The sequence below is a fragment of the Paraniabella ginsengisoli genome, from assembly GCF_022513635.1.
In the GTDB taxonomy this organism is placed as follows: Bacteria; Bacteroidota; Bacteroidia; order Chitinophagales; family Chitinophagaceae; genus Niabella; species Niabella ginsengisoli.
In genome coordinates this window covers 400,854-422,319 of the sequence record NZ_JAKWBL010000001.1, presented here as the reverse complement: position 1 = coordinate 422,319, position 21,466 = coordinate 400,854, and the positions used below count along the sequence as shown (strand labels likewise).

26 protein-coding genes and 1 pseudogene are annotated in these 21,466 nt (G+C 37.8%); 18 read left to right on the top strand and 9 right to left on the bottom strand.

Features of this window, described 5'->3' with window-relative positions; translation table 11 throughout:
* Positions 1–12 precede the first annotated feature (12 nt).
* Entirely contained in the window at positions 13–981 is a 969-nt protein-coding gene (locus tag MKP09_RS02365) for a glycoside hydrolase family 43 protein (protein WP_240826261.1), read from the bottom strand.
* Positions 982–1,126: 145 nt separating this feature from the next.
* Here MKP09_RS02365 and MKP09_RS02360 point away from each other — a divergent pair, with 145 nt between their 5' ends.
* From MKP09_RS02360 to MKP09_RS02320, 10 genes are all read left to right on the top strand, one after another.
* Entirely contained in the window at positions 1,127–1,267 is a 141-nt protein-coding gene (locus tag MKP09_RS02360; protein ID WP_240826260.1) for a hypothetical protein, read from the top strand.
* The gene (ku, locus tag MKP09_RS02355) at positions 1,249–1,896 is read left to right on the top strand and encodes a non-homologous end joining protein Ku (protein ID WP_240829104.1); all 648 of its coding nucleotides are present in this window, start codon (positions 1,249–1,251) and stop codon (positions 1,894–1,896) included. Before MKP09_RS02360 ends, ku begins: the two co-directional genes overlap by 19 nt.
* A 10-nt stretch (positions 1,897–1,906) precedes the next feature.
* Complete coding sequence (locus MKP09_RS02350) at positions 1,907–2,665, top strand: DNA polymerase ligase N-terminal domain-containing protein (RefSeq protein ID WP_240826259.1); 759 nt, start codon at positions 1,907–1,909, stop codon at positions 2,663–2,665.
* Complete coding sequence (gene ligD, locus MKP09_RS02345; protein ID WP_240826258.1) at positions 2,608–3,612, top strand: non-homologous end-joining DNA ligase; 1,005 nt, start codon at positions 2,608–2,610, stop codon at positions 3,610–3,612. The genes MKP09_RS02350 and ligD (MKP09_RS02345) overlap by 58 nt, the downstream gene beginning before the upstream one ends.
* A complete protein-coding gene (gene ligD, locus MKP09_RS02340; protein ID WP_240826257.1) occupies positions 3,606–3,941 on the top strand; it encodes a non-homologous end-joining DNA ligase LigD in 336 nt (111 codons plus the stop codon). The genes ligD (MKP09_RS02345) and ligD (MKP09_RS02340) overlap by 7 nt, the downstream gene beginning before the upstream one ends.
* Positions 3,938–4,354, top strand: coding sequence for a non-homologous end-joining DNA ligase LigD (gene ligD / locus MKP09_RS02335; RefSeq protein WP_240826256.1), 417 nt, complete (start codon positions 3,938–3,940; stop codon positions 4,352–4,354). Before ligD (MKP09_RS02340) ends, ligD (MKP09_RS02335) begins: the two co-directional genes overlap by 4 nt.
* On the top strand, positions 4,257–4,502 hold the full coding sequence (gene ligD, locus MKP09_RS27805; protein ID WP_394801024.1) for a non-homologous end-joining DNA ligase LigD: 246 nt from the start codon (positions 4,257–4,259) through the stop codon (positions 4,500–4,502). Before ligD (MKP09_RS02335) ends, ligD (MKP09_RS27805) begins: the two co-directional genes overlap by 98 nt.
* 136 nt (positions 4,503–4,638) lie before the next feature.
* The gene (locus MKP09_RS02330) at positions 4,639–5,832 is read left to right on the top strand and encodes a peptide chain release factor 3 (protein WP_240826255.1); all 1,194 of its coding nucleotides are present in this window, start codon (positions 4,639–4,641) and stop codon (positions 5,830–5,832) included.
* Positions 5,832–6,224, top strand: a complete 393-nt coding sequence (locus tag MKP09_RS02325) for a hypothetical protein (protein WP_240826254.1) — start codon at positions 5,832–5,834, stop codon at positions 6,222–6,224. The genes MKP09_RS02330 and MKP09_RS02325 overlap by 1 nt, the downstream gene beginning before the upstream one ends.
* A gap of 47 nt (positions 6,225–6,271) precedes the next feature.
* Positions 6,272–6,766: a hypothetical protein gene (locus MKP09_RS02320; protein ID WP_240826253.1), complete on the top strand. Its 495-nt coding sequence runs from the start codon at positions 6,272–6,274 to the stop codon at positions 6,764–6,766.
* Between the two features lie 34 nt (positions 6,767–6,800).
* On the opposite strand, the gene purB is transcribed toward MKP09_RS02320, so the two are convergent.
* Positions 6,801–8,138: an adenylosuccinate lyase gene (gene purB, locus MKP09_RS02315; RefSeq protein ID WP_240826252.1), complete on the bottom strand. Its 1,338-nt coding sequence runs from the start codon at positions 8,136–8,138 to the stop codon at positions 6,801–6,803.
* 108 nt (positions 8,139–8,246) lie between these two features.
* Between purB and MKP09_RS02310 the strand changes: the two genes are divergently transcribed.
* Positions 8,247–8,960, top strand: a complete 714-nt coding sequence (locus tag MKP09_RS02310; protein ID WP_240826251.1) for a menaquinone biosynthetic enzyme MqnA/MqnD family protein — start codon at positions 8,247–8,249, stop codon at positions 8,958–8,960.
* Positions 8,961–9,036: 76 nt separating this feature from the next.
* A complete protein-coding gene (locus MKP09_RS02305; protein ID WP_240826250.1) occupies positions 9,037–9,999 on the top strand; it encodes a class I SAM-dependent methyltransferase in 963 nt (320 codons plus the stop codon).
* Between the two features lie 309 nt (positions 10,000–10,308).
* On the opposite strand, the gene MKP09_RS02300 is transcribed toward MKP09_RS02305, so the two are convergent.
* Positions 10,309–10,866 carry a glycosyltransferase family protein gene (locus tag MKP09_RS02300; protein WP_240826249.1) on the bottom strand — a complete coding sequence of 186 codons (558 nt, stop codon included), beginning with the start codon at positions 10,864–10,866 and terminating at the stop codon, positions 10,309–10,311.
* A 198-nt stretch (positions 10,867–11,064) separates the two neighbouring features.
* On the opposite strand from MKP09_RS02300, the gene MKP09_RS02295 reads away from it, so the two are divergent.
* Genes MKP09_RS02295 through MKP09_RS02285 form a run of 4 tightly spaced genes read left to right on the top strand, consistent with a single transcriptional unit; the run spans position 11,065 to position 13,811 of the window.
* Complete coding sequence (locus tag MKP09_RS02295; RefSeq protein ID WP_240826248.1) at positions 11,065–11,286, top strand: hypothetical protein; 222 nt, start codon at positions 11,065–11,067, stop codon at positions 11,284–11,286.
* Positions 11,238–11,819, top strand: coding sequence for a methyltransferase domain-containing protein (locus MKP09_RS27800; RefSeq protein WP_394801023.1), 582 nt, complete (start codon positions 11,238–11,240; stop codon positions 11,817–11,819). Before MKP09_RS02295 ends, MKP09_RS27800 begins: the two co-directional genes overlap by 49 nt.
* Before the next feature lie 4 nt (positions 11,820–11,823).
* Positions 11,824–12,759 carry a glycosyltransferase family 2 protein gene (locus tag MKP09_RS02290; protein ID WP_240826247.1) on the top strand — a complete coding sequence of 312 codons (936 nt, stop codon included), beginning with the start codon at positions 11,824–11,826 and terminating at the stop codon, positions 12,757–12,759.
* 5 nt (positions 12,760–12,764) lie between these two features.
* Entirely contained in the window at positions 12,765–13,811 is a 1,047-nt protein-coding gene (locus tag MKP09_RS02285) for a glycosyltransferase family 2 protein (protein WP_240826246.1), read from the top strand.
* Between the two features lie 108 nt (positions 13,812–13,919).
* On the opposite strand, the gene MKP09_RS02280 is transcribed toward MKP09_RS02285, so the two are convergent.
* The 6 genes and pseudogenes from MKP09_RS02280 to MKP09_RS02260 all read right to left on the bottom strand — a co-directional run bounded on the left by MKP09_RS02280 (position 13,920) and on the right by MKP09_RS02260 (position 18,970).
* Positions 13,920–14,468 (bottom strand): transposase, encoded by a 549-nt coding sequence (locus tag MKP09_RS02280; RefSeq protein WP_240826245.1) that lies wholly within the window; start codon positions 14,466–14,468, stop codon positions 13,920–13,922.
* A 258-nt stretch (positions 14,469–14,726) separates the two neighbouring features.
* On the bottom strand, positions 14,727–15,797 hold the full coding sequence (locus MKP09_RS02275) for a glycosyltransferase family 4 protein (RefSeq protein WP_240826244.1): 1,071 nt from the start codon (positions 15,795–15,797) through the stop codon (positions 14,727–14,729).
* Between the two features lie 5 nt (positions 15,798–15,802).
* Positions 15,803–15,931, bottom strand: coding sequence for a hypothetical protein (locus tag MKP09_RS25210; protein WP_262915073.1), 129 nt, complete (start codon positions 15,929–15,931; stop codon positions 15,803–15,805).
* A gap of 10 nt (positions 15,932–15,941) precedes the next feature.
* Positions 15,942–16,145, bottom strand: coding sequence for a hypothetical protein (locus tag MKP09_RS02270; protein ID WP_240829089.1), 204 nt, complete (start codon positions 16,143–16,145; stop codon positions 15,942–15,944).
* Positions 16,146–16,165: 20 nt separating this feature from the next.
* Positions 16,166–18,442 (bottom strand): hypothetical protein, encoded by a 2,277-nt coding sequence (locus tag MKP09_RS02265; RefSeq protein WP_240826243.1) that lies wholly within the window; start codon positions 18,440–18,442, stop codon positions 16,166–16,168.
* Positions 18,443–18,583: 141 nt separating this feature from the next.
* A pseudogene (locus tag MKP09_RS02260) lies at positions 18,584–18,970 on the bottom strand (GxxExxY protein).
* A 355-nt stretch (positions 18,971–19,325) separates the two neighbouring features.
* On the opposite strand from MKP09_RS02260, the gene MKP09_RS02255 reads away from it, so the two are divergent.
* Together MKP09_RS02255 and carA are read left to right on the top strand one after the other, a co-directional pair.
* Positions 19,326–20,126 (top strand): queuosine precursor transporter, encoded by an 801-nt coding sequence (locus MKP09_RS02255; RefSeq protein ID WP_240826242.1) that lies wholly within the window; start codon positions 19,326–19,328, stop codon positions 20,124–20,126.
* A gap of 395 nt (positions 20,127–20,521) precedes the next feature.
* A complete protein-coding gene (gene carA / locus MKP09_RS02250; RefSeq protein ID WP_262915072.1) occupies positions 20,522–21,463 on the top strand; it encodes a glutamine-hydrolyzing carbamoyl-phosphate synthase small subunit in 942 nt (313 codons plus the stop codon).
* The last annotated feature ends 3 nt before the right edge of the window (positions 21,464–21,466 follow it).

Genomic DNA, 21,466 nt, shown 5'->3' with positions numbered 1-21,466 from the left:
TACAATAGACAATTATTTTAATTTTCTGGGGGCTACGCCTTCATTGGTAATAATTATCGGTTTAATAAGACCTTGCTCATCAAATTCCATTTTATCAATACACACTACACGGGAATCGCGACCTTTTTCGGCCTGAGGCCTGCGGTGGTAAACAATATAATATTCATCTTTACCAGGAATCTGAAGTACCGAATGGTGACCAGCGCCATTGGCAATAGCCGGATTTTGCTCCAAAATTGTTCCAACACGTTTAAACGGACCCATGGGCGAGTCTGCAATGGCATAAGCTACGCTATAATCTGGCCCCGTCCAGCCGCCTTCCGACCACATAAAATAATATTTACCATTTTTAATAAACATAAATGGCCCTTCCACATACTTTTCAGGTGTCACTTCTTTAAAAGTAGATCCATCTTCAAACGGTTCAAATCCAGTAAAATCCTTGTTCAATTTGGCTACGTTGCAATGTTTCCATCCACCATAAAACATATAGTATTGGCCGTCTTTATCTTTAAATACAAACTGATCAATTGGTTGAGCACCGTTATAAAATTTATCAATCAGCGGTTTTCCTAAATAATCTTTATAAGGCCCTTCCGGCTTCTTAGCTACCGCAACACCAATACCTCCTTTTTCATTATCACTCTGAATATCGTTTGCAGCAAAAAACAGGTAATATTTTTTATCTTTTTCGATAATAGCTGGCGCCCACATGGCTCGTTTTGCCCATTTAATAGCTGCTGTATCTACTATTTTTGAATGCTTTTTCCAATTTACCAGATTGCTTGAAGAAAAGGCATCAAGAAAAACCTGTTCCTCATAACGCGCAGAGTAGGTAGGGAAAATCCAATACTTATTCTTAAAAATGGCCGCTTCGGGATCAGCATACCATCCTTCAAAAACAGGATTTCCAGAAGACTTTTGAGCATTGGCAGATATAGTAAAAAACGCAATAATTAAAAAGAGTAATGATTTCTTCATGTTGTTTAGATAAAATAAGGAAAATACGATAGAACGCACTAAGTTACAGATTGCGGCGTAATGTACATTAGCGCAAATCCGGATCTTTTGTCGTTCTGGCCTTTGGTATCAATTTTGTTTCACTCTTATAAACAAACTATACACTATGAAAGCAATTTGGACGGGCGCCATTGGCTTTGGTTTGGTCAATATTCCCATAAAGCTTTATTCAGCTACCGAAGAAAGCAGTTTAAGTCTTGATATGCTGGATAAAAAGATCATAGTCATATCCGTTATAAAAGGGTAAATGAGAAAACGGGTAAAGAGGTTGAATGGGCCAATATCGTAAAAGGATATGATTACGATGGTAAATACATTGTGCTTGATGAAAAAGATTTTGAAAAAGCCAGCCCGGAAAAATCCAAGATATTGTCGATTGATTCTTTTGTCAAAGAAGAGGAAATTGATAGCGTTTATTTTGAAACGCCTTATTTTTTAGAGCCTCAAAAAAATGGAGAAGCGCCTTATAATTTACTTGCCGAAGCATTAAAAAAAACAAAGATGGCTGGTATTGGCACATTTGTTATGCGCAACAAGGAGGTATTAGGTATTTTAAGACATTATGAAAATATGATCATTTTTCAAAGAATGCGCTATGAAGAAGAGATCAGAAAAACAAGCGACTTATCGATTCCAAAAAGAACCGTGAAACCAGCTGAACTCAAAATGGCCGTAACATTAATTGAGCAGCTTTCAGAAAAATTCGACATCTCGGCTTATAAGGATACTTATTCTGAAAAGTTGATGAAGGTTATTGAGGCGAAAGCAAAAGGCAAAAAAGTTTCCACCCCTAAATTGAGAGTAGCACACATCAAAACAAAGGATTTGATGGAACAATTAAAAGCAAGTCTTTCATCAAAGAAAAAAGCTTCTTAATATTAAATTCATGTCCACATTAGCCAAATACAAAAAGAAAAGAAATTTTTCTTCAACAGCCGAACCTAAAGGAAAAGTTTCAAAAGCAGGGAAAGAGTTGAGGTTTGTAATTCAACGGCATGCCGCAACACGCCTGCATTACGATTTTCGCCTTGAAATGGAAGGCGTATTAAAAAGTTGGGCAGTGCCGAAAGGTCCGTCTCTTAACCCGGAAGATAAAAGGCTGGCCATGATGGTGGAAGATCATCCTTATGATTATAGAACATTTGAAGGTACCATCCCTGAAGGAAATTATGGTGCTGGCGAAGTAGAGATATGGGACGAAGGCACTTACGAAGCTTTGCAGAAAGACAGTCGGAAAAAAGATGAAACTATTCTTCTTAAAGAATTAAAAGATGGCTCACTCAAATTCATACTGAATGGGAAAAAACTGAAAGGTGAATTTGCGCTTGTAAAGATGAAAACAGAAGATGTGGGCAACGCATGGCTACTTATTAAACATAAAGATGAACATGCAGTGAAGACAAAATACGATGCTGAAAAATTCACAAAAAAACATCAAAAGTCACAAAAGCTGTTGAGGCAAAATCAACAAAAAAGTAGCTTCCAAAAAAGCTTCAATAAAAAAAAAAGCTCAAACCCTGAAATAAAAACAAAGCGTTACGCGGCTTACTTATCCGGAGAAAAAAAATCAAAGATTTTATTCATCCGATGCTGGCCAGCTTGGGTAAAGAACCCTTTGATGATCCAGATTGGATCTTTGAAATAAAATGGGATGGATACCGCGCTATTGCTGAATTGGGAAAAGAATTAAAATTGTATTCTCGTAACGGAGTATCCTTTATTAAAAAGTACATTCCTATTGTAGATGCATTGCAAGAGCAGCAACATGAAATGATTTTAGATGGTGAAATTGTTGCATATAACGAAGATCATTTACCCGACTTTCAAACCCTTCAACATTTTGGCGAGCAGCACAATGTGCCTTTAGTATATCATGTATTTGATTTATTGTATTTAAATGGTCATGATATCAAGTCGCTAACCAATATTGAACGAAAAGAATTACTAAAAGAAGCCCTTGTTGAGAGCGACTTTATAAAATATTGTGATCATGTTGATGGAAAAGGAGTTGACTTTTTTAAAGCAGCCAAAGAAAACAATCTTGAAGGCATGATCGCCAAAAGAGCTTCTGCACCTTATTCCGAGGGGCATCGTAGTGGCGATTGGCTCAAAATAAAACATCACAATACAGAAGAAGTGATCATTGCCGGATTCACTGAACCACGCGGCTCCAGGAAAAAATTTGGTGCGCTTATTTTGGGGAGGTACAAAAACGATACACTTATTTACGCCGGCCACACAGGAACTGGCTTTGATGAAAAATCGTTGACCGAAGTTGCGCAAAAGCTTAAACCTCTCATCAGGAAAAGTTCTCCTTTTGATGTAACTCCAAAAACAAATATGCCCGCAACATGGGTGCAGCCTAAATTAGTATGCAATATCAAATACACCGAACTTACAAATGAACATATTTTCAGGCATCCTGTATTTATGGGTTTGAGAATTGATAAGTCACCTAAGGAAGTAACCGTTCCCAAAAATGAAAAAGCTATGGCTAGTAAACCAACAAAAACCCAGAATGTTAAAACAGCTCCAAAAAAATCTAAGTCCTCAAAAAAACAAAATCAACGGAAGATAAAGGACGCATGTTGAAAATTCAGGGTAAGGAAGTGAAGCTGACCAATCAAACGAAGATTTACTGGCCAGATGAAGGCATTACAAAGGGTGATCTTATTCATTATTATGATAAGATGTCAAAATATATTTTACCCTATTTAAAAGACCGACCCGAAAGCCTTAACCGGTTTCCGAATGGTATAAAAGGAAGTAGCTTTTACCACAAAGATGCCGGAGACACAGCTCCCGATTGGGTTTCGTCGATCAAGGTATTTTCAGAAAGCAATCAAAAAATATCGATTACATTGTTTGCAATGATAAAGCAACGCTTTTGTACCTTGCTAATCTCGGTTGCATTGAAATGAACCCGTGGAACAGCACTACAAAAAAACAAGAGCATCCCACCTACATGATCATTGATATTGATCCGGGGGATAATAATACATTTGAGCAGGTAATTGAAACAGCGCTGGCTACCAAACAAGTGCTGGATGAGTGCGGTGTCACCTCTTTTTGCAAAACCTCTGGCGCTTCAGGTTTACATGTGTTTGTTCCTATGTTTAATAAATATGATTATGAGCATGTGAAAACTTTTGCCCATCTGACTGCGATGAAAGTCACAGAACTATTGCCTGATTTCACTACGCTCGAAAGAAATCTGAAAAAAGAGGTACCAAAAAATATATGTCGACTATTTACAAAATCGGAAAGGGCAGACTATTGCAAGCGCTTACAGCGTACGTCCCAAAAAAGGAGCAACAGTTTCTACTCCGCTTGAATGGAAAGAGGTAAAGAAAGGGCTGCATCCTTCAAAATTCGACATTTACACAGTTCCGAAACGTGTTGCTAAAATTGGCGATATTTTTAAGCCAGTATTGGGCCGAGGAGCAGATATTATGAAATGCCTGAAGAAAATGGAAGTCTGAGATCAGCAGTTGATTTATGTAACACAATTAAACTGAGCGTAGCAAGATTGTTGCCATGTATTCATCTGCTGGTAACATAATAAATATTCAAATCGTAAAATCCCAATATCTTCGCAGCCTTTTAATAGATTTAAGAATGAAATTCCACGACGAGATCATGAGGAGGCGCACATTTGCCATCATCAGTCACCCTGATGCCGGTAAAACAACGCTAACAGAAAAATTCCTGCTTTTTGGTGGCGCCATACAGGTTGCCGGTGCAGTAAAAAGCAATAAAATAAAGAAATCGGCCACATCAGATTTTATGGAGATTGAGCGGCAGAGAGGTATTTCTGTTGCTACATCTGTGATGAGCTTTGAATATAACGGCATATTGATCAATCTGCTGGATACGCCCGGCCACAAAGATTTTGCAGAAGATACCTATCGAACACTTACAGCTGTTGACAGTGTAATATTGGTTGTGGATAGTGTAAATGGTGTGGAAGATCAAACCCGCCGTTTGATGGAAGTGTGCCGGATGCGGGACACACCGGTAATTGTTTTTATTAATAAAATGGACCGCGACGGTAAAAATCGTTTTGACCTTTTGGAAGAAATTGAGAAAGAGCTAAATATTCAGCTACACCCGATGACCTGGCCCATTAATAGTGGTAAAGAATTTAAAGGTGTTTATAATTTGCATGATAAAAATCTGCGGTTGTTCACGGCGAGTACCAAAGCGGATGATGAGAACGCCATTGCGATTAACGACATTAATGATGCTGTATTAGAAGATAAATTAGGAACTGCTGACGCAACCATTTTACGTGAAGATGTTGAGTTAGTGGACGGGGTGAATGGAGAACTGAATGTTGCTGACTATCTGGCTGCGAAAGTGTCGCCGGTATTTTTTGGTAGCGCCATTAACAATTTTGGTGTGAATGAAATGCTGGATACTTTTATCCGCATTGCACCAACACCGCAAAGCCGCGAAACTACTGAAAGAGAAGTGGATGTTGAAGAACCAAAGCTAAGCGGATTTGTATTTAAGATTCACGCCAACCTTGACCCTAAACACCGAGACCGTATTGCCTTTCTAAGGGTTTGTAGTGGAAAATTTGAACGCAACAAATATTTTCATCATGTTAGATTGAATAAGGACGTGCGTTTCAGCAATCCTTATAGTTTTATGGCGCGGGATAAAAGCATTATTGAAGATGCTTACGCTGGCGATGTTGTGGGTTTGTTTGATACCGGAAATTTTAAAATTGGCGACACGCTTACTGAAGGAGAAAACTTTTTCTTTACTGGCATTCCTTCCTTCTCCCCGAGATATTTAAAGAAGTAGTGAATAAGGATCCGATGAAAACCAAGCAGCTTGAAAAAGGCTTGCTTCAGTTGACAGATGAAGGTGTAGCGCAGCTTTTCACACAATTTGGAGGAACGAAAAAAATAATTGGCTGTGTTGGTGAATTGCAGTTTGAAGTAATTCAATATCGTTTATTGCATGAATATGGCGCTGCTGTTGAGTTTCGAGCCCTGCCTTTTTACAAAGCCTGTTGGCTTACCAGTAAAGATGCAAAAAAACTGGACGATTTTACTAAATTCAAACTTGCCAATAGCGGCGAAGATAAAGACGGTCATGTTGTTTATCTGGCCCAAAGCGAATGGTTTTTAAATACCGAGATCAGCAATAACCCGGATATTGAGTTCCATTTTACGAGTGAGATACATAAGTAATTTTAAATTAAATTGTTTTGTAATTTTACTTTCCAAAATTCATACTTATGAAAAAATTTAAACTAACTACCTTATGGACTGGTGCCTTGTTTTCTGCTGTAATAATGCTAGCGCTCTCCTGCTCGAAAGAGAATCCCGAGAACCCTGTTTTAAATGAAAGCGTATTGACTTCCGAATCTTGGAAAGTTGATGAAGCAATCGGCGTTTACGGAGGTACTAGCCTTAAATACAAACGTGGTGCAGATGACAACAACTGGAATCGTGATGCCGATTATTTTGTTTTCAATAAAGATAATACTGGGTATGTTAATGACGGAAACAACGCAAGACACGAAATACTTCGATGGGATCTTAAGAAAACGGAGAATAAAATTCTCATTGAAATGATGATTTATCAGAATGTGGGTGGAGTTGGTTATACCGACCTAGTAACCTGGGATAATATTATTTACAGGAACGGTAAATTACAATACTCTGAGTATTACACAGATAGCTATACAAGCTCTAATTTCCATGCTCAAGTTGTTCGCTCTCCTAAATAGTATCCTTTTAACTAATATGTGCCTAATCGATTTATTAATACTTCGCAACAATCCCCGTATAATTATGCGGGGTTATTTTTTTCAACTCTGCTTTTACCGCCGCGGAAACTTTAAGTGTACCAATAAACTTATGTAAAGATTGTTTAGTAATTCCGTCCTTGCCTCTGGTCAAATCTTTCAAGGCCTCGTAAGGATTCGGATATTTCTCGCGACGGAGAATGGTTTGAATCGCTTCAGCCACAACGGCCCAGGTGTTGTCCAAATCTTCGTTCAGCTTAGCTTCATTTAAAACCAGTTTCCCTAAACCTTTTTCAATGCTTTTTATAGCGATGATAGTATGAGCTATGGGTACACCAATATTACGCAAAACAGTACTATCTGTCAGATCGCGCTGCAAACGGCTTATAGGTAATTTGGCTGAAAGATGCTCCAGCGTTGCATTTGCCATACCCAAGTTACCTTCCGCATTTTCAAAATCTATCGGATTTACTTTATGCGGCATTGCTGAGGAACCCACTTCACCGGCTTTGGTTTTTTGCTTGAAATATTCCATGCTGATATAAGTCCAAACATCGCGGCAAAAGTCTAATAGAATAGTATTGATTCGTTTGATACAATCAAAATGGGCCGCCAGGTTATCGTAATGTTCTATTTGTGTAGTAAACTGCAAACGCTGTAAACCAAGCACTTCTTCAACAAAATGATTACCAAATTTGATCCAATCCGTTTTGGGATAAGCTACATTATGAGCATTGAAATTTCCGGTTGCACCGCCAAATTTTGCGGATACGGGAATGTAGGAGAATAATTGAATCTGATTTTCCAACCTTTCAACAAACACCATGATTTCTTTACCTAACCTTGTTGGAGATGCAGGCTGGCCGTGGGTTTTAGCCAGCATGGGTATTTCTTTCCATTGATGTGCTAATTCTACCAATTGATTTTGCAGATTTAAATAAGCCGGCAATAACTCAAACTCAAGGCTATGTTTCCATAATAAAGGAATGGCCGTATTATTCACATCTTGCGATGTCAATCCGAAATGGATCCATTCTTTTGCGTCTTCCGCATCAGTTTTGTCAAGCTCCGATTTTAGAAAGTATTCAACGGCCTTTACGTCGTGATTTGTCGTCCTTTCAATTTCCTTGATGGCCTCCGCATTAGCAACGCTAAAATTTTCTTTCAAATCGCGTAAATGCTTTTTTGCTGCTGCTGACAACTTTAAGAACTTTTTATCGGCTAAAAGTAAAAGGTAGTCGATTTCGACAATTACTCTGTATTTGATCAATGCATACTCACTGAAATATTCCTGCAGGCTTTGAACCTGCTTACTGTAGCGGCCATCGATGGGCGAAATAGCTGTTAAAGACATTATTTGATTTCTGATTTGAGATTTCTGATTTGAGATTTCAATTTCAAATTAAATATGAAAAATTTCAAATCCTGTTATCTTTGCCCCGCAAAAATAAAGGAATAAAGATTGGAACAAAAGATTAGAGTAGGAATTGTAAGTTATTTAAACACGCGGCCTCTTATATATGGCCTTCAAAGACTGCCGATAAAAGATAAAATTGAACTGATTGAGGCTTACCCGGCATCGCTGGCAGACCTGCTTAAAAGCGGAGCAATAGACCTGGGGCTGGTACCGGTTGCTATTATTCCGGAACTTCTGACCTACGAAATTAATGGCAACTACTGTATTGGTGCTATTGGCGATGTAGCCTCTGTAGCGCTTTTCAGTGAACGGCATGTTACTGAAATAAAGAAAATTTACCTGGATTATCAAAGCCGCTCTTCCGTTCAATTATTAAAATGGCTGGTTCAACATCATTGGAAAATCGCTCCGGAGTTTATAGAAGCGAAGGATGAATCTTACATACACGAAATCAAGGATGACTGCGCCGCCTTAATTATTGGAGACCGGGCATTGAAGCAACGTCATCATTCAAAATATGTTTACGATTTGGCCGGAGAGTGGAAAGCTGCTACAGGATTACCTTTTGTGTTTGCCGCCTGGGTAAGTACAAAAAAATTATCTAACGATTTTATCGCAGCGTTTGACGCGGCTAATGCTTATGGCTTACAACATATTGAAGCAATAGCTGCTGAACATGATAGCGGCTTGTATGATCTTAAAAAATACTATTCTGTAAATTTGAGTTATGAATTGGATGAAGAAAAAGAAAGGGTTTAGAACTTTTTTGAAAGAGATTTAGATTCAATTCGCCATATTTTCGACAAATACCTTCTGAACATTAAAACACAAACAGATGAAATGCCGCATTTGCAGTAATGATATCAATAACAAGCAGTTGGTATTAAAAGAAATGATGTATGGATTAAAAGACTTGTTTGACTATTTCCAATGTTCAAATTGCGGATGCATACAGATAAGTGAAATACCAGCCAATATAGACAAATACTATCCCAACGATTATTACTCCTACACTGCGGCAGAAGTTCCCGTAAAAAGAAGCGCGATAAGAAGTCTGCACTTTAATTATCATGCTTTCAACAAAAACAAAATGATTGGTGGCTTGCTTGCACTAAAATTTAAACCATCATTATTTTACGACTGGCTTAAAGTTTTGAATCTGCATAATAGAAATGAGCGTGTTTTAGATATTGGTTGCGGTAACGGACAGCTACTTAAAAGAATGTATAGGTTGGGCTTCAATGACCTTACAGGAATTGATCCTTTTCTAAACCAGGATACCATTTATAACGAACACCTGCGGTTACTTAAAAAAGATGTTTTTGAAATGGAAGGCAGATATGATGTGATCATGATGCATCATAGCCTGGAACATATGGACCATCAACACGAAGTGATAGCCAAAGCCGCATCGTTACTGAATAACAATGGCCGACTATTGATTCGTATACCAATTGTAAGTACGCCCTTGTTGGAAAAATATGGCGTTAATGTTGCCACCCTTGATCCCCCACGACATTTTTTTGTACATAGCCTGCAAAGCATTAAAATATTGACAAAAGAAAATAATCTATCACTATACAAAACTGTCTTTGATGCACAAGTTTTTTCTATTCTGGCTAGTGAACAATATACAAAAGGCATCAGCAATGTGAATGACAGCAGAAGTTATATACAAAACCCGGAGGGAAGCAGCTTCACTGAAGAAGATCTAGCTCGTTTTCAGCAAGAAATCAACGATTATAATCAAAGGGGAGAAAGCGACTCAGTTGCGCTGTATTTTAAAAAAGAATATTAAGCTGCCAATAAAAATACTGATATCATTTAAGCTTACCCATTTTATCGGCCTTGTAATGTTTGTAAGCCAATAACAAATACTTTAACAACTGTCCTTTTTGGGGTCCATATAAAAAATTGTTTTTTATCCTGTTGAGTACTGCAGCACGCCTATATGGGAACGACGCTGGCAATTGTTTCTCATACTTCTCACTTATATATAAATAATTTCTTACCATATAATAAACCCGCAAGGGAGAATGGAGCGTACGCGAAGTTTTCTTAAAGCTTTTTAAAGATCTGTGTTGAGATATTGTACCTAAAGAATGATTCAAAAAATATTCTTAAACTTGACCGTTTTATAACCATTTATGTTTGCCCTCAAACAATATTCAGAATCAACTTCATCAATAAATAATCGCTCATCAAAGCCGCCGATTTTTTTAAAAAGCTCAAGATTTACCAAACTACCTGACGTTATGAGAAAAGAAGTTTCTTCTGATTCACAGTTTAAAGCACCGGTTTTTTGTTCATACTCCAATCCAAACATAGCAACCTGTTCTTTTTCTTTAGATGAAGTTATACAGGAAAAATAAATATCCAGAGCCTGCTCATCAAAAAAAGAATCCTGATCCATAGTTAATAGCCAGTCTCCCTCTTCCGCCATAGCCTGAGCAGCAGCTTGATTTAGTCGCTCTGCAATACCTTTATTTATCCCATCAGCTGTGTACACAATATTGCTGCCAAGCTCTTTTAAATCCAGCGGCACAACAGCATCACTATTATCAAATATGTAAAGCTTTGATAATTTTTTTGCATAGCTTCTAATGTTCTGAATTACATCACTTGCTGGATTATACAATATAACAACACCAAAAACTTTTTCCATTATTAATTAAAAGAAATTATTTTGCCAAGTTATGAAATAGCGAGAAGAATACTTCATACACAAACGAATGATTATTTCGAGCTATTCCATGCGAAAAAAATAAACGAATTAAAATGGAGCACTAAAAAATCCTTTTTATGAGGTTATTGAAATAGTGCTATTTTTCTGGCACTTTTAATCATTAAAAAAAGCAAATACGTGAGATTATCCGATTCCATAATTACAGCAATAAGTGCGCTAAAACATCCCGACAAAAGAAATACTATTGCACTGGCCAGATCGCTTAAAGGAAAGACCGGAATTGAAATTGGCGGACCAAGTGGCTTTTTTAAACAAAAAGCTATTTCCCTGCTTACTTATATGCAAATCGTATTGACGGTGTTAACTTTAATACAAGTACGGTTTGGGAAGGTAATATAGAAGCCGGTGAAAACTATCAATACCTGCAGGGTTATCCAAAAGGGACACAGCTTATTGCAGAAGCGGCAGACCTTGAAGGCATCGCAAACAATTCATACGATTTCCTATTATCCTGCCACAGCCTTGAACACGTTGCAAATCCTATTAAAGCATTAAAACGGTGGCATGAAATATTAAAGCCTGGCGGATCCGTCTATATTATTGTACCAAATAAAGAAGTCACTTTTGACAAAAACCGTCCTTACACTACTTTCGAGCATCTTGTTGCTGATTATAAAAATAATATTGATGAACGAGATAATACTCATGTTGATGAAGTACTAAAACTACATAGTATTGCAGATGACGAAGGCGTTAAAGATTATGAAGAGCTCGAAGAAAGAATGAAAAACATCTTCGTGAACCGATGCATCCATCATCATGTATTTTCTTTAGAAGTTATGAAACAGGCACTAGAATACTGTAACTTTAAAGTAATGCTGCAAAAGACAATCCATTCACTTAACTTATTTTCTGTGGGAGTAAAGCCTTAATAAAATGCCGTTTATTTCCATTTGCATACCTGCTTATAAAAGAAGCAATTTCCTGGAGCGCTTGTTGCAATCCATCGCTATACAAGATTATAAAGACTTCGAAATTATCGTAACAGATGATAGCCCTAACGATGAGGTTAAATTAGTCTGTGAAAAATATAGCGATGAAATTTCAATTCTTTATCACAAAAATGAAACCGCATTAAGCACGCCAGCCAATTGGAACAAAGCCATATCATTAGCCAAAGGCGAATGGATAAAATTAATGCATGACGATGACTGGCTGGCAACTGCTTCAGCATTGCAGCAGTTTGCAGATTGTGCAAAGAAGAATGATAATGCGTTCATCTTTTCTGCATATACGAATGTCTATGAAAAAGATAGTAGCGAAAAGATAGTTTTTCCGGAAAAGTTTAGGTTATTACAAGCAGATAAAGAACCTTCCATACTGGTCGCCAAAAATTTTATCGGCCCGCCCAGTGTAACCATGCACAAAAATGATAGACAGCACTTATACGATCCCGCGCTAAAATGGTTGGTAGATATTGATATGTACAGGCGGCGAATTGAAACAGACAAACTGGTTTATATAAATCAGCCTTTGGTTAAAGTGTACATGAGCAACTCCCAGGTTACAGCTTACACAAAAAATATTGGCAATATTGAGATTCCTGAACATTTTCATTTTTTAAATAAAATGGGAATTAACAAGTTGAAGAATATATTGGTATATGATTACAACTGGCGCTTTCTAAGAAACTTCAGAATAGAAAATATAAAACAGATCGAAGATTTTGGATATGATGGTTCCATACATCCAATACTTAAATCGATGATCGGTACACAATCAAAATTGCCACGGGCTCTTTTACGCAGCGGTGTAATATCTAAACTACTCATGACTTTACACTTTCTAAAAAACAAGCATAAAATAAAATAAAATAATTGATCCGCTATTCCATAATAATTGTCAACTACAAAACGCCGCAGTTAGTAATCGACTGCATCGACTCTATTTACAAAGGCACATTGCTTTCTGAAACAGAGATCATTGTTGTTGATAATGATTCGAATGACAATAGCGAGCAACAAATTCTGTCTGTACATCCAAATATCACATGGATCAATATGGATTATAATAGCGGATTTGCCAGAGCTAACAATGCAGGCATTCAGGCGTCAAAAGGGGCAATAGTATTGCTGTTAAACTCTGATACGTTGAATGAAGATGATGCTATCGCCAAATGCTTCCGCCGGTTTGAAAAAGACGATTGTATTGCTGCAGGTGTTCAGCTATTAAATGCGGACAGGACCCCACAAATATCAGGCAACTATGTTTTAACTGGTGGTCTTAATTATTTGATGGCGCTACCTTATGTAGGAAGGCTTATAAGAAAAATAGGCTTATCGTCAGGTGTAAAAAAAACAAATATTGCTAACGCGACTTCAACGGCTGACGTTGACTGGATCAACGGTGCTTTTTTGATGGTAAAAAAATCTGCTATTGAAAAAGCAGGTTATTTAGACAAAGATTTTTTCCTTTATTCGGAAGAAGCAGAATGGTGTAGCCGGTTAAAAAAGATCGGTACACTTCGCATCTATGGCGGCTTACATGTTGTTCATCTGGAAGGAGGAAGTTCAAGCGAAGCCTATAATTCTCAAACCAAAGGCTATCAAAACCTTTCCGATAAAAAAGGTTTCCAAATTATGCTTTCCAATTTTGTGAGATTTAGAAAAGAGTTTGGAGTATTTTGGTACCTATTTCATTTGGTAGCTAATCTTCTTACCATACCAATTTATTTGTTAGTAGTAACTATTAAAACATTATTCTTTACCAAAGGAATAAGTGCAGAATGGAAATTGTGGAAAGGCTACACAACCAATGTGTTCCGATCATTACAATATTTTTTCTCATACTATTCAACAAGCCACACTTTTATAAAGTGTTATAAGTTACTGATGATGTTGGTCATACAATCAATATTGGCGTGAAAAAAATTTGACAAAAACTGAGTGTCGCCTTGGTGAGTGTCTTCACTCACCCGTAACTCAAGTTCGTGAAGACACGAACCTTGACTTGACGAGTACCTATATAACCTCTCACAAATCCTTCAAAAAGTTAAAATTCTTTTTATCCAACTCATAGTATGGAGCAGAAGAATACTTATAGTCGCATGGGTCTTTTGCCAGTTGCCAGTATTCGGCAAGAGGATTATTGTGAATATATTTCAATTTCTGCAAGGCCACCTTATGTGTATATAAGGGGGTCGCTAATGAATCTCTTTGCCAGAATTCATAACTTTTATTCGAGGCATTTACAGCATAAAGACTTAATGCATGATTGTTTTCGCTACGCAGCATTTTCTTGAATTGATGAGCTGTATATTTTAATAAAGATCCTTGCGGGCTTTCTTTGCCGTTGGGCTCATTAATACGCCAAATTAAATGTATATGGTTGGGCATTATTACAAAGGCATATACATCAATCTTTCCTGCAACACTTAAATAACGCAGTGAATCGATTACTACGTCTTTATACTTATCTGCCAACATTAAGGGATTCCATTGGTGAATAGTTGCCGTCCAAAAATATACTTCATTATGTTCAAGAAATGATTTTCGTTTGGGTTGTAACGATGGGTTATTCATAGTTTGTGATTTATATAGGTTATACAAAATGCCGGTCTAAGGGTGCGTGGAGACACGCACCTTGGCAGCGAGTTTGCACAAAAATATCATCGTTTTGGATATAATTTAGCTCGCTAATTTTTATGCTCCTAAGATGCGTGAAGACACGAACCTAGGCAACCCCGCACCTTGGCAGTGAGTTTGGTCACAATCCACCCTGGCAGACCCTTTGGCAAAAATAGGTACACGCCGCCTTGACAGAGTTTGGTTACATCCATACTACGCCGCCGTGGTGCGTGTCTCACGCACCAGCTGGGTCATAATGCTTATTACTCTTCTTGCAATTTTATCCCAACTAAAATGTTCGAAAAAAGGAGGCGAAATAGCTTCTTTAGGTTGTTGCAATTTTGTAATGATTTCTTTAGCAAATTCCAAACAATCGGCATCTTTAACAAGAGCCAGATGATTACCCGTAACGGAAAGCGGTACCCCATATGCGCCTGCTTTAAAAGATACCGCAGGCGTATTGGCTCCTAACGCTTCAACCAATTTGGTTTTAATGCCGCCACCGTCTGTTATTGGGTTCATAAACAAATCGGCTGACTTGAAGTATAGATCAATATCCTCAACAAAACCTTTGTAAATAATATTCTTGTATTCAAAAGCTTTTAGGCCATTATAACTCTCTGGTAAGCGAAGACCGCAAATAACTATTTTGTATGGAACAGTACAATGTTGAAGTAGGTGAGGATTGATCTCATTTAGAATTCGATCCAATCCATCACGGTTTGGGGCATAATCTAATGTGCCATTAAATAAAATAATGTTAGTATCAATTGAAAGATTTAGTTCATCGCAAACCTTCTTTTTACATATTTGCTTCTCATCAAGATCAGGAGCTTTATCTGCTTCAATCCCATAAGTAATAACTGTGCATTTTTCTGCATCCAATCCATATTCTTTTACAGCATAGTTTTTATCTTCTTCTGTGATGAAGAAATTGAAATCGGCATGGCGATGCGCAAATTTTTCATAATGATGCATAATACGCCACCACCATTTGCGCATGCTTTTAAACCTTGCTGCTTCAATATTATGCGAGTGAATAATCAATTTTAAGCCTGCATATTTTTTTAGTGCATAGCCGAGCCAGGCATAATATGGATGTTCTATAATTACATGTTTTATACCTTTTTCTTGACATGATTTTTTTATAGATAAAAATAACGCCGGATTAATATAACGAAGTTTATTGCCGCCGCTTCCTAACACGGGTGTAAAATTGATACCATCAACATTACCACGGTTTTCATTAACCGTAAACGCAGTAATGCTTGCGTATTTAGCCAAGTACTTTAAAAAAGAAAAATACCCTTTTCTCCACCTTTTATGGCAGGAACTATTTTATAAGGAACTATGGATGCGATTCGTAGTTCACGGTTCGCAGATGCGCTATTGTCTATTGTCCATTGTCCATTGTCCATTGTTTATTGACTATTGACCATTGACCATTGGCTTTTTCCTTCTATCAACCCACCATTGCATTACAAAGCCACCGATTACTACAATGATCACCAACCAGGAACTTAAGTAGGAAATATTCATCCCTCGTTTTACAACTTCAGGATCAAATACAAGTTTAATATTATGTTTTCCTTGCGGGATGATTAAACCGCGCATAAAATAATTGGTTTTGATAATCTCTTCCGGTTTGCCATCTATAAAGGCTTTCCATCCTGCTGGGTAATATACTTCACTAAATACAGCAAAGCCCCTGTAGGTGTATTTGCGATATATTCAATCTCATCATTTGTATATTTTGTCAAACTGATCGTAGATGATGAATCTGCACTTAGATTACCATTTTGCTTTAACAAGCTTTGTTGAACAATTGCCGTGTCCCTAAGATTTGTCCTTCCTATTGCCTGCAATTCTGCTACTTCGTTAGCAACAGGCTTCACGGCTTTTACAAACCATGCCGCGCCATACGCATTGGGATTGGGAATTAATTGTTGTTGCCCTTGCTGATCTGCATTAATAATATATCGTACATCTAATGCATTTAAAATCTGCTCGTTTGGCATGCCACTAAAATACCTTTCAATAATATCCTGGTAAATGCGCAGTTTAGCCGGATGATAACCCCGTACCGATCGATGAAAATAAGATACGCTGTTGTTGTTCAAACCTTGAACATCATATACACGGAAGTGGGGATCTTTATCTTTTAATATCTGCTGGTCAATTGGTGATGGTGTTGCCTCGGCTACTTGCAATTCATCTTTAGCAATATATTGATCGTCACTAAAGTATTTTTTATCAACAGCCCAAAGGTCAATTAATGTTACTACAGCAAGCAATGCTACAACCATCACCGGCTTGATGATGTTTTTTAAATAAGCATACAAAACACCCAATACAATAATCATAAATAAAATGCTACGCATTACCTGCCCGCCAAACATGCTTTGCCTGTCGGCCTTCATTCCTTCAACAATAGCACGGTTAAGGGTATCATTACCAGCTTGGTCTAACTGCATTTGCATCACCTGTTCATCAAATCCGGATGAATAACTTTGCCCTATATATAATAATGCAAGCAACAAGGTGATGCCGCCAAGCGTGTACAATATCTTTTTGAAATTGATTTTCAAAATCTCTTTTGCATCTTTGGCAAAACATAAAGTATAAACAGTAATTACTGCCATCAAAGGCATAGTAAGATTAGCAACTATTAGCGCCATAGATGGTGCACGAAACTTGTTATAAAGTGGCAAGTTGCTTAACAAAAATTCATTGAACCCAGGAAAGAATCTTCCCCAGGCCATTAGCACAGATAATATTGTCACCACCAAAAGCGCCCATTTAACCGGGCTACGCACAACTACAAATCCAATTATAGCCAGTATAAAAATGATAGCCCCTATATAGGCCGGCCCGCCAGAGTAGCCCCATTCGCCAAGCATTCCGCCCCAATAAATGGGCAATTGCATTTGACTTAAAAATTGAGAGGCCTGCATTTCGGGTACCCCCGCTTCCACCAGTTTTTCAGTTACTTTTGAATCTTCTGGCAACGGAGATGATGTACTGCCACCAACAGCTTTAGGCATTAGCATTACTAAAGGTTCGGTTGTGCTCATACTATATTGAAAAGCATAACTGGCATCTAACCCAGTGGTATTTGCCTTCTTTACTTCATTACCTGTAATTTCTAAACTTTTGCCGCCACGCATTGTGTATTCGGCATATTCTTTTGTACTCGTAAAAGCCAAAGCATAACAACCTAAGCCAATCAGCGCCGCAACTGCACTTAACCCAAAGGAGATACCGATATGTTTAAAATCTTTTTCTTTTATCCATTTAACTAAATAAGCAATGGTAAGGGCACCTGCAATAAAAAAGAAATAATAACTTATTTGAGGATGATTAGCCATCAACTCGAACATGGCACCTAAGGTTGCTACTGCCAGGCCAATCCAATATCTTTTTGCATAAATAAGCAACAAACCAGCTAACAACATAGGCATATAAGCGATAGCCATCATTTTAGTTTCGTGGCCGCCACTGATAATTAATGGATTATAAGTTGAATAAGCAAAAGCCAGCGCTCCGAATATTCCGATAACAGGATGAAATCTCAATACCACGCAAAGAATATAAAAACATACGCATGCAATAAAAAAGAAGTTCATGGGTTTGGGAAGCCAAAGCCCCATTACTTTATTTAAATCCACAGGCAATGCACTTTTACCTTCCAAGGCTATTTGATAGTTGGGCATACCACTAAAAACGCTGGTGCTCCAAAGCGGAAGACTTCCAGTTTCTTCCTTTATTTCAAGAGCATTCTGAGCTGAACCTTTCCAACCACTAATGCCGGTATCGTGCTGGTTCAGCACTTTACCTTCAAGCACAGGTTTGCAAAACAATACGGACACCAATAAAAAAATCAGTATTGCCAAAAAATGGGGAAGCGATTGTTTGATCCAGTTATTCATTATAAAAATTTATTGTTTGCCACAAAGGCACGAAGACGCAAAGTAAATAAAAGTGATGATTATTCGTAACCTCTAAAGTTTGAGTAATTTGTCACAAACAAAAAGAACACGAAGTTCGCCTTCGGCGAATGACTTCAACACTTACAATACCATTCTTTTAATACCATTTTTAATTAAAGGAACCGTAAAATTGATGATAAATCCTAATCGTTTGCCCGTAAGCCGTAAATAACTCAGGAGCTGCGCTTCCCAGACGGTATGATACTCTTCGCAGGCTTTCAACTATATAATTATCTTTTCGTCCACTAAAATATCTAATCGCAAGCCTTCTTCAAACACTACCCCATCATAAATTATAGGAACTTTTTTCTGGTAAACAAACGGAATTTGCTCTTTCTTTAGCTCATAACAAAAACATTTTTCATAAACAGACTCCAATAAACCAGGTCCAAGTGTTTTATGAATTTTGTAAGCGATGTTAACGATTTGTCTTCCCAAATCTTCTGTATCCTTATCTATTACAATCATGTTAAAATATTTTTGCGCCTTCGCGTCTTTGTGGCACTAAACAAAATAATACTATTTTATACGAAATTCGCTTATGCGTTGGTTAATATTTTTGTCGCGGGTGGCTTTTTTAAGCGGGCTTTTTATGCTGCTGGCATTTTCATTGCTTTTTTATCTTCTAGTAACGATGAAACTATTTCTTCAACCATTATACTGGCTGGTTATGGATTAGCGATGGTGTTATTACCGCTGATCTGTTTATTATATATTATAGTTGCTATTTCTGGAAAAAAGCCAGCGAACCATATTCCACGCTGGCTCATCGTAATCAATATTGCTTTTCTAATCGTATTTATAATTTTTACTTTTTATTTCAATGATCCGTACTATAATAGGTGATAAATCGACCCGGCTTTTTATTGTATTAGGTGGCTTTTTTATTGCCAACGCCATTGTTGCAGAAGTAATTGGCGTAAAAATATTTTCGCTGGAAAAAACGATTGGTATTCAGCCTTTTGATCTGACCATTTTTGGAAATAATTTTTCCTTTAACCTTACCGCCGGTGTATTGCTCTGGCCTGTTGTATTTATAATGACCGATATTATTAATGAATATTATGGTGTAAAAGGCGTACGGTTCTTGTCTTTTTTGGCGGCGGGGCTGATTGCTTACACTTTTATTATGTTTCAGGGAGCGATAGCATTAAGTCCTGCAGATTTTTGGACGGGCAATTATAAAGCGCAACATATTGATGACGCAAATGAAGCGTATCGGGTTATTTTAGGACAAGGCTCGTGGATCATTATTGGCTCGCTGGCTGCATTTTTAATCGGACAAATTTTAGATGTAGTTGTTTTTCACAGCATCAAAAGGGCAACAGGTGAAAAAGCTATTTGGCTGCGCGCCACAGGCTCTACACTTGTATCGCAATTAGTTGACAGTTTTGTGGTATTATTTATTGCTTTTTATATTGGGCCTCGGGTTTCGGGTAATCAGGGCACACCATGGAGTTTGAATTTAGTGTTGGCTATTTGTGTAGGAAATTATATATATAAATTTATTGTAGCAGTGGTGATGACACCAGTTATTTATTTGGTGCATTGGCTGATTGAACGCTATTTGGGCGCAACAGTGGCTACAGAAATGAAAAGAGAGGCAATGGGGAAAGGGAGTTAAGGATTTAGTGAAAAATCAATATATATCAATATCGGTTGATGAAAGTTTTTCTATAAGATTTAATGGTAAACTTTTTAAGATTTAATGCAATTTACAAAATAAACCACCCTCTATTCAGAATTTTCATGATTTTGAATATTGAATCCGAAATTTTAGTCCTATTTTTGCGCGATTTTTTTGTTGAGATTTATTGATCAGTTGAAGCGTGCGATCCCTTCGACAAGCTCAGGATAAACTGCCCGATGTTACGCCTCATCCGTCCGCCGATTGGCGGACACCTTCTCCGAAGGAGAAGGAAAGCGGAAATGGAGTTTAATTATAATCGGAACGATAAACCGAGCGTGGCAACGAAGATGATAGTAGCACTGTAGCTGGTAACATAAAAAATAAAATACATGTCTGAAACTCAATCCCGCGCTATTTTATTATTAGAAGATGGAACTGTTGCCGAAGGATTTGCTTTTGGCGCCATTGGCACAACTACCGGCGAAATATGCTTCAACACGGGCATGACCGGTTACCAGGAAGTTTTTACCGACCCGAGTTATTATGGTCAGATTGTGATTATGAACGCTGTGCATGTTGGAAATTATGGCGTTATACCCGAAGATGTGGAGAGCGATAGTGTGAAAGTATTGGGTGTGATTGCTAAAAACCTGAATGAGAATTATTCGCGTAAAAGAGCAGAAGGCTCACTGGATGCCTACCTTAAAAAGAACAATATTGTTTCTATTCATGGGGTTGATACCAGAGCGCTGGTTGCACATGTTCGTACCAAAGGGGCGATGAACTGTATCATTTCTTCAGAAACTTTTGATATTGAAGAATTGAAACGCCGCCTGGCCGAAACGCCGGATATGAGCGGACAAGAATTGGCTTCTATAGTTTCGACCAAAGAAGCTTATGAAATGGGCGATGCTAACGCCGATGTTAAAATTGCGGTGATGGATTATGGCACGAAACAGCATATTCTAAAATGCATGGTTGACCGCGGCGCGCATGTGAAAGTGTTCCCAGCTAAAACGGCTTTAACAGAAGTGAAAAGTTTTAATCCGGACGGATACTTTATCTCGAACGGCCCCGGCGATCCTGCCGCTATGGATTATGCTGTTGACACTGTAAAAGAAATTTTAAAAGAAGATAAACCTGTGTTTGGTATTTGCCTGGGCCATCAGTTATTGGCGCTGGCTAACGGAATTGAAACTTTCAAGATGCATCACGGTCACAGAGGGTTGAACCATCCGGTTAAAAACCTGCTTACAGGTAGGTCGGAAATCACAACTCAAAATCATGGTTTTGGTGTTGATCCCGAGTCGATAAAAAATCTGATAAAGTAGAAA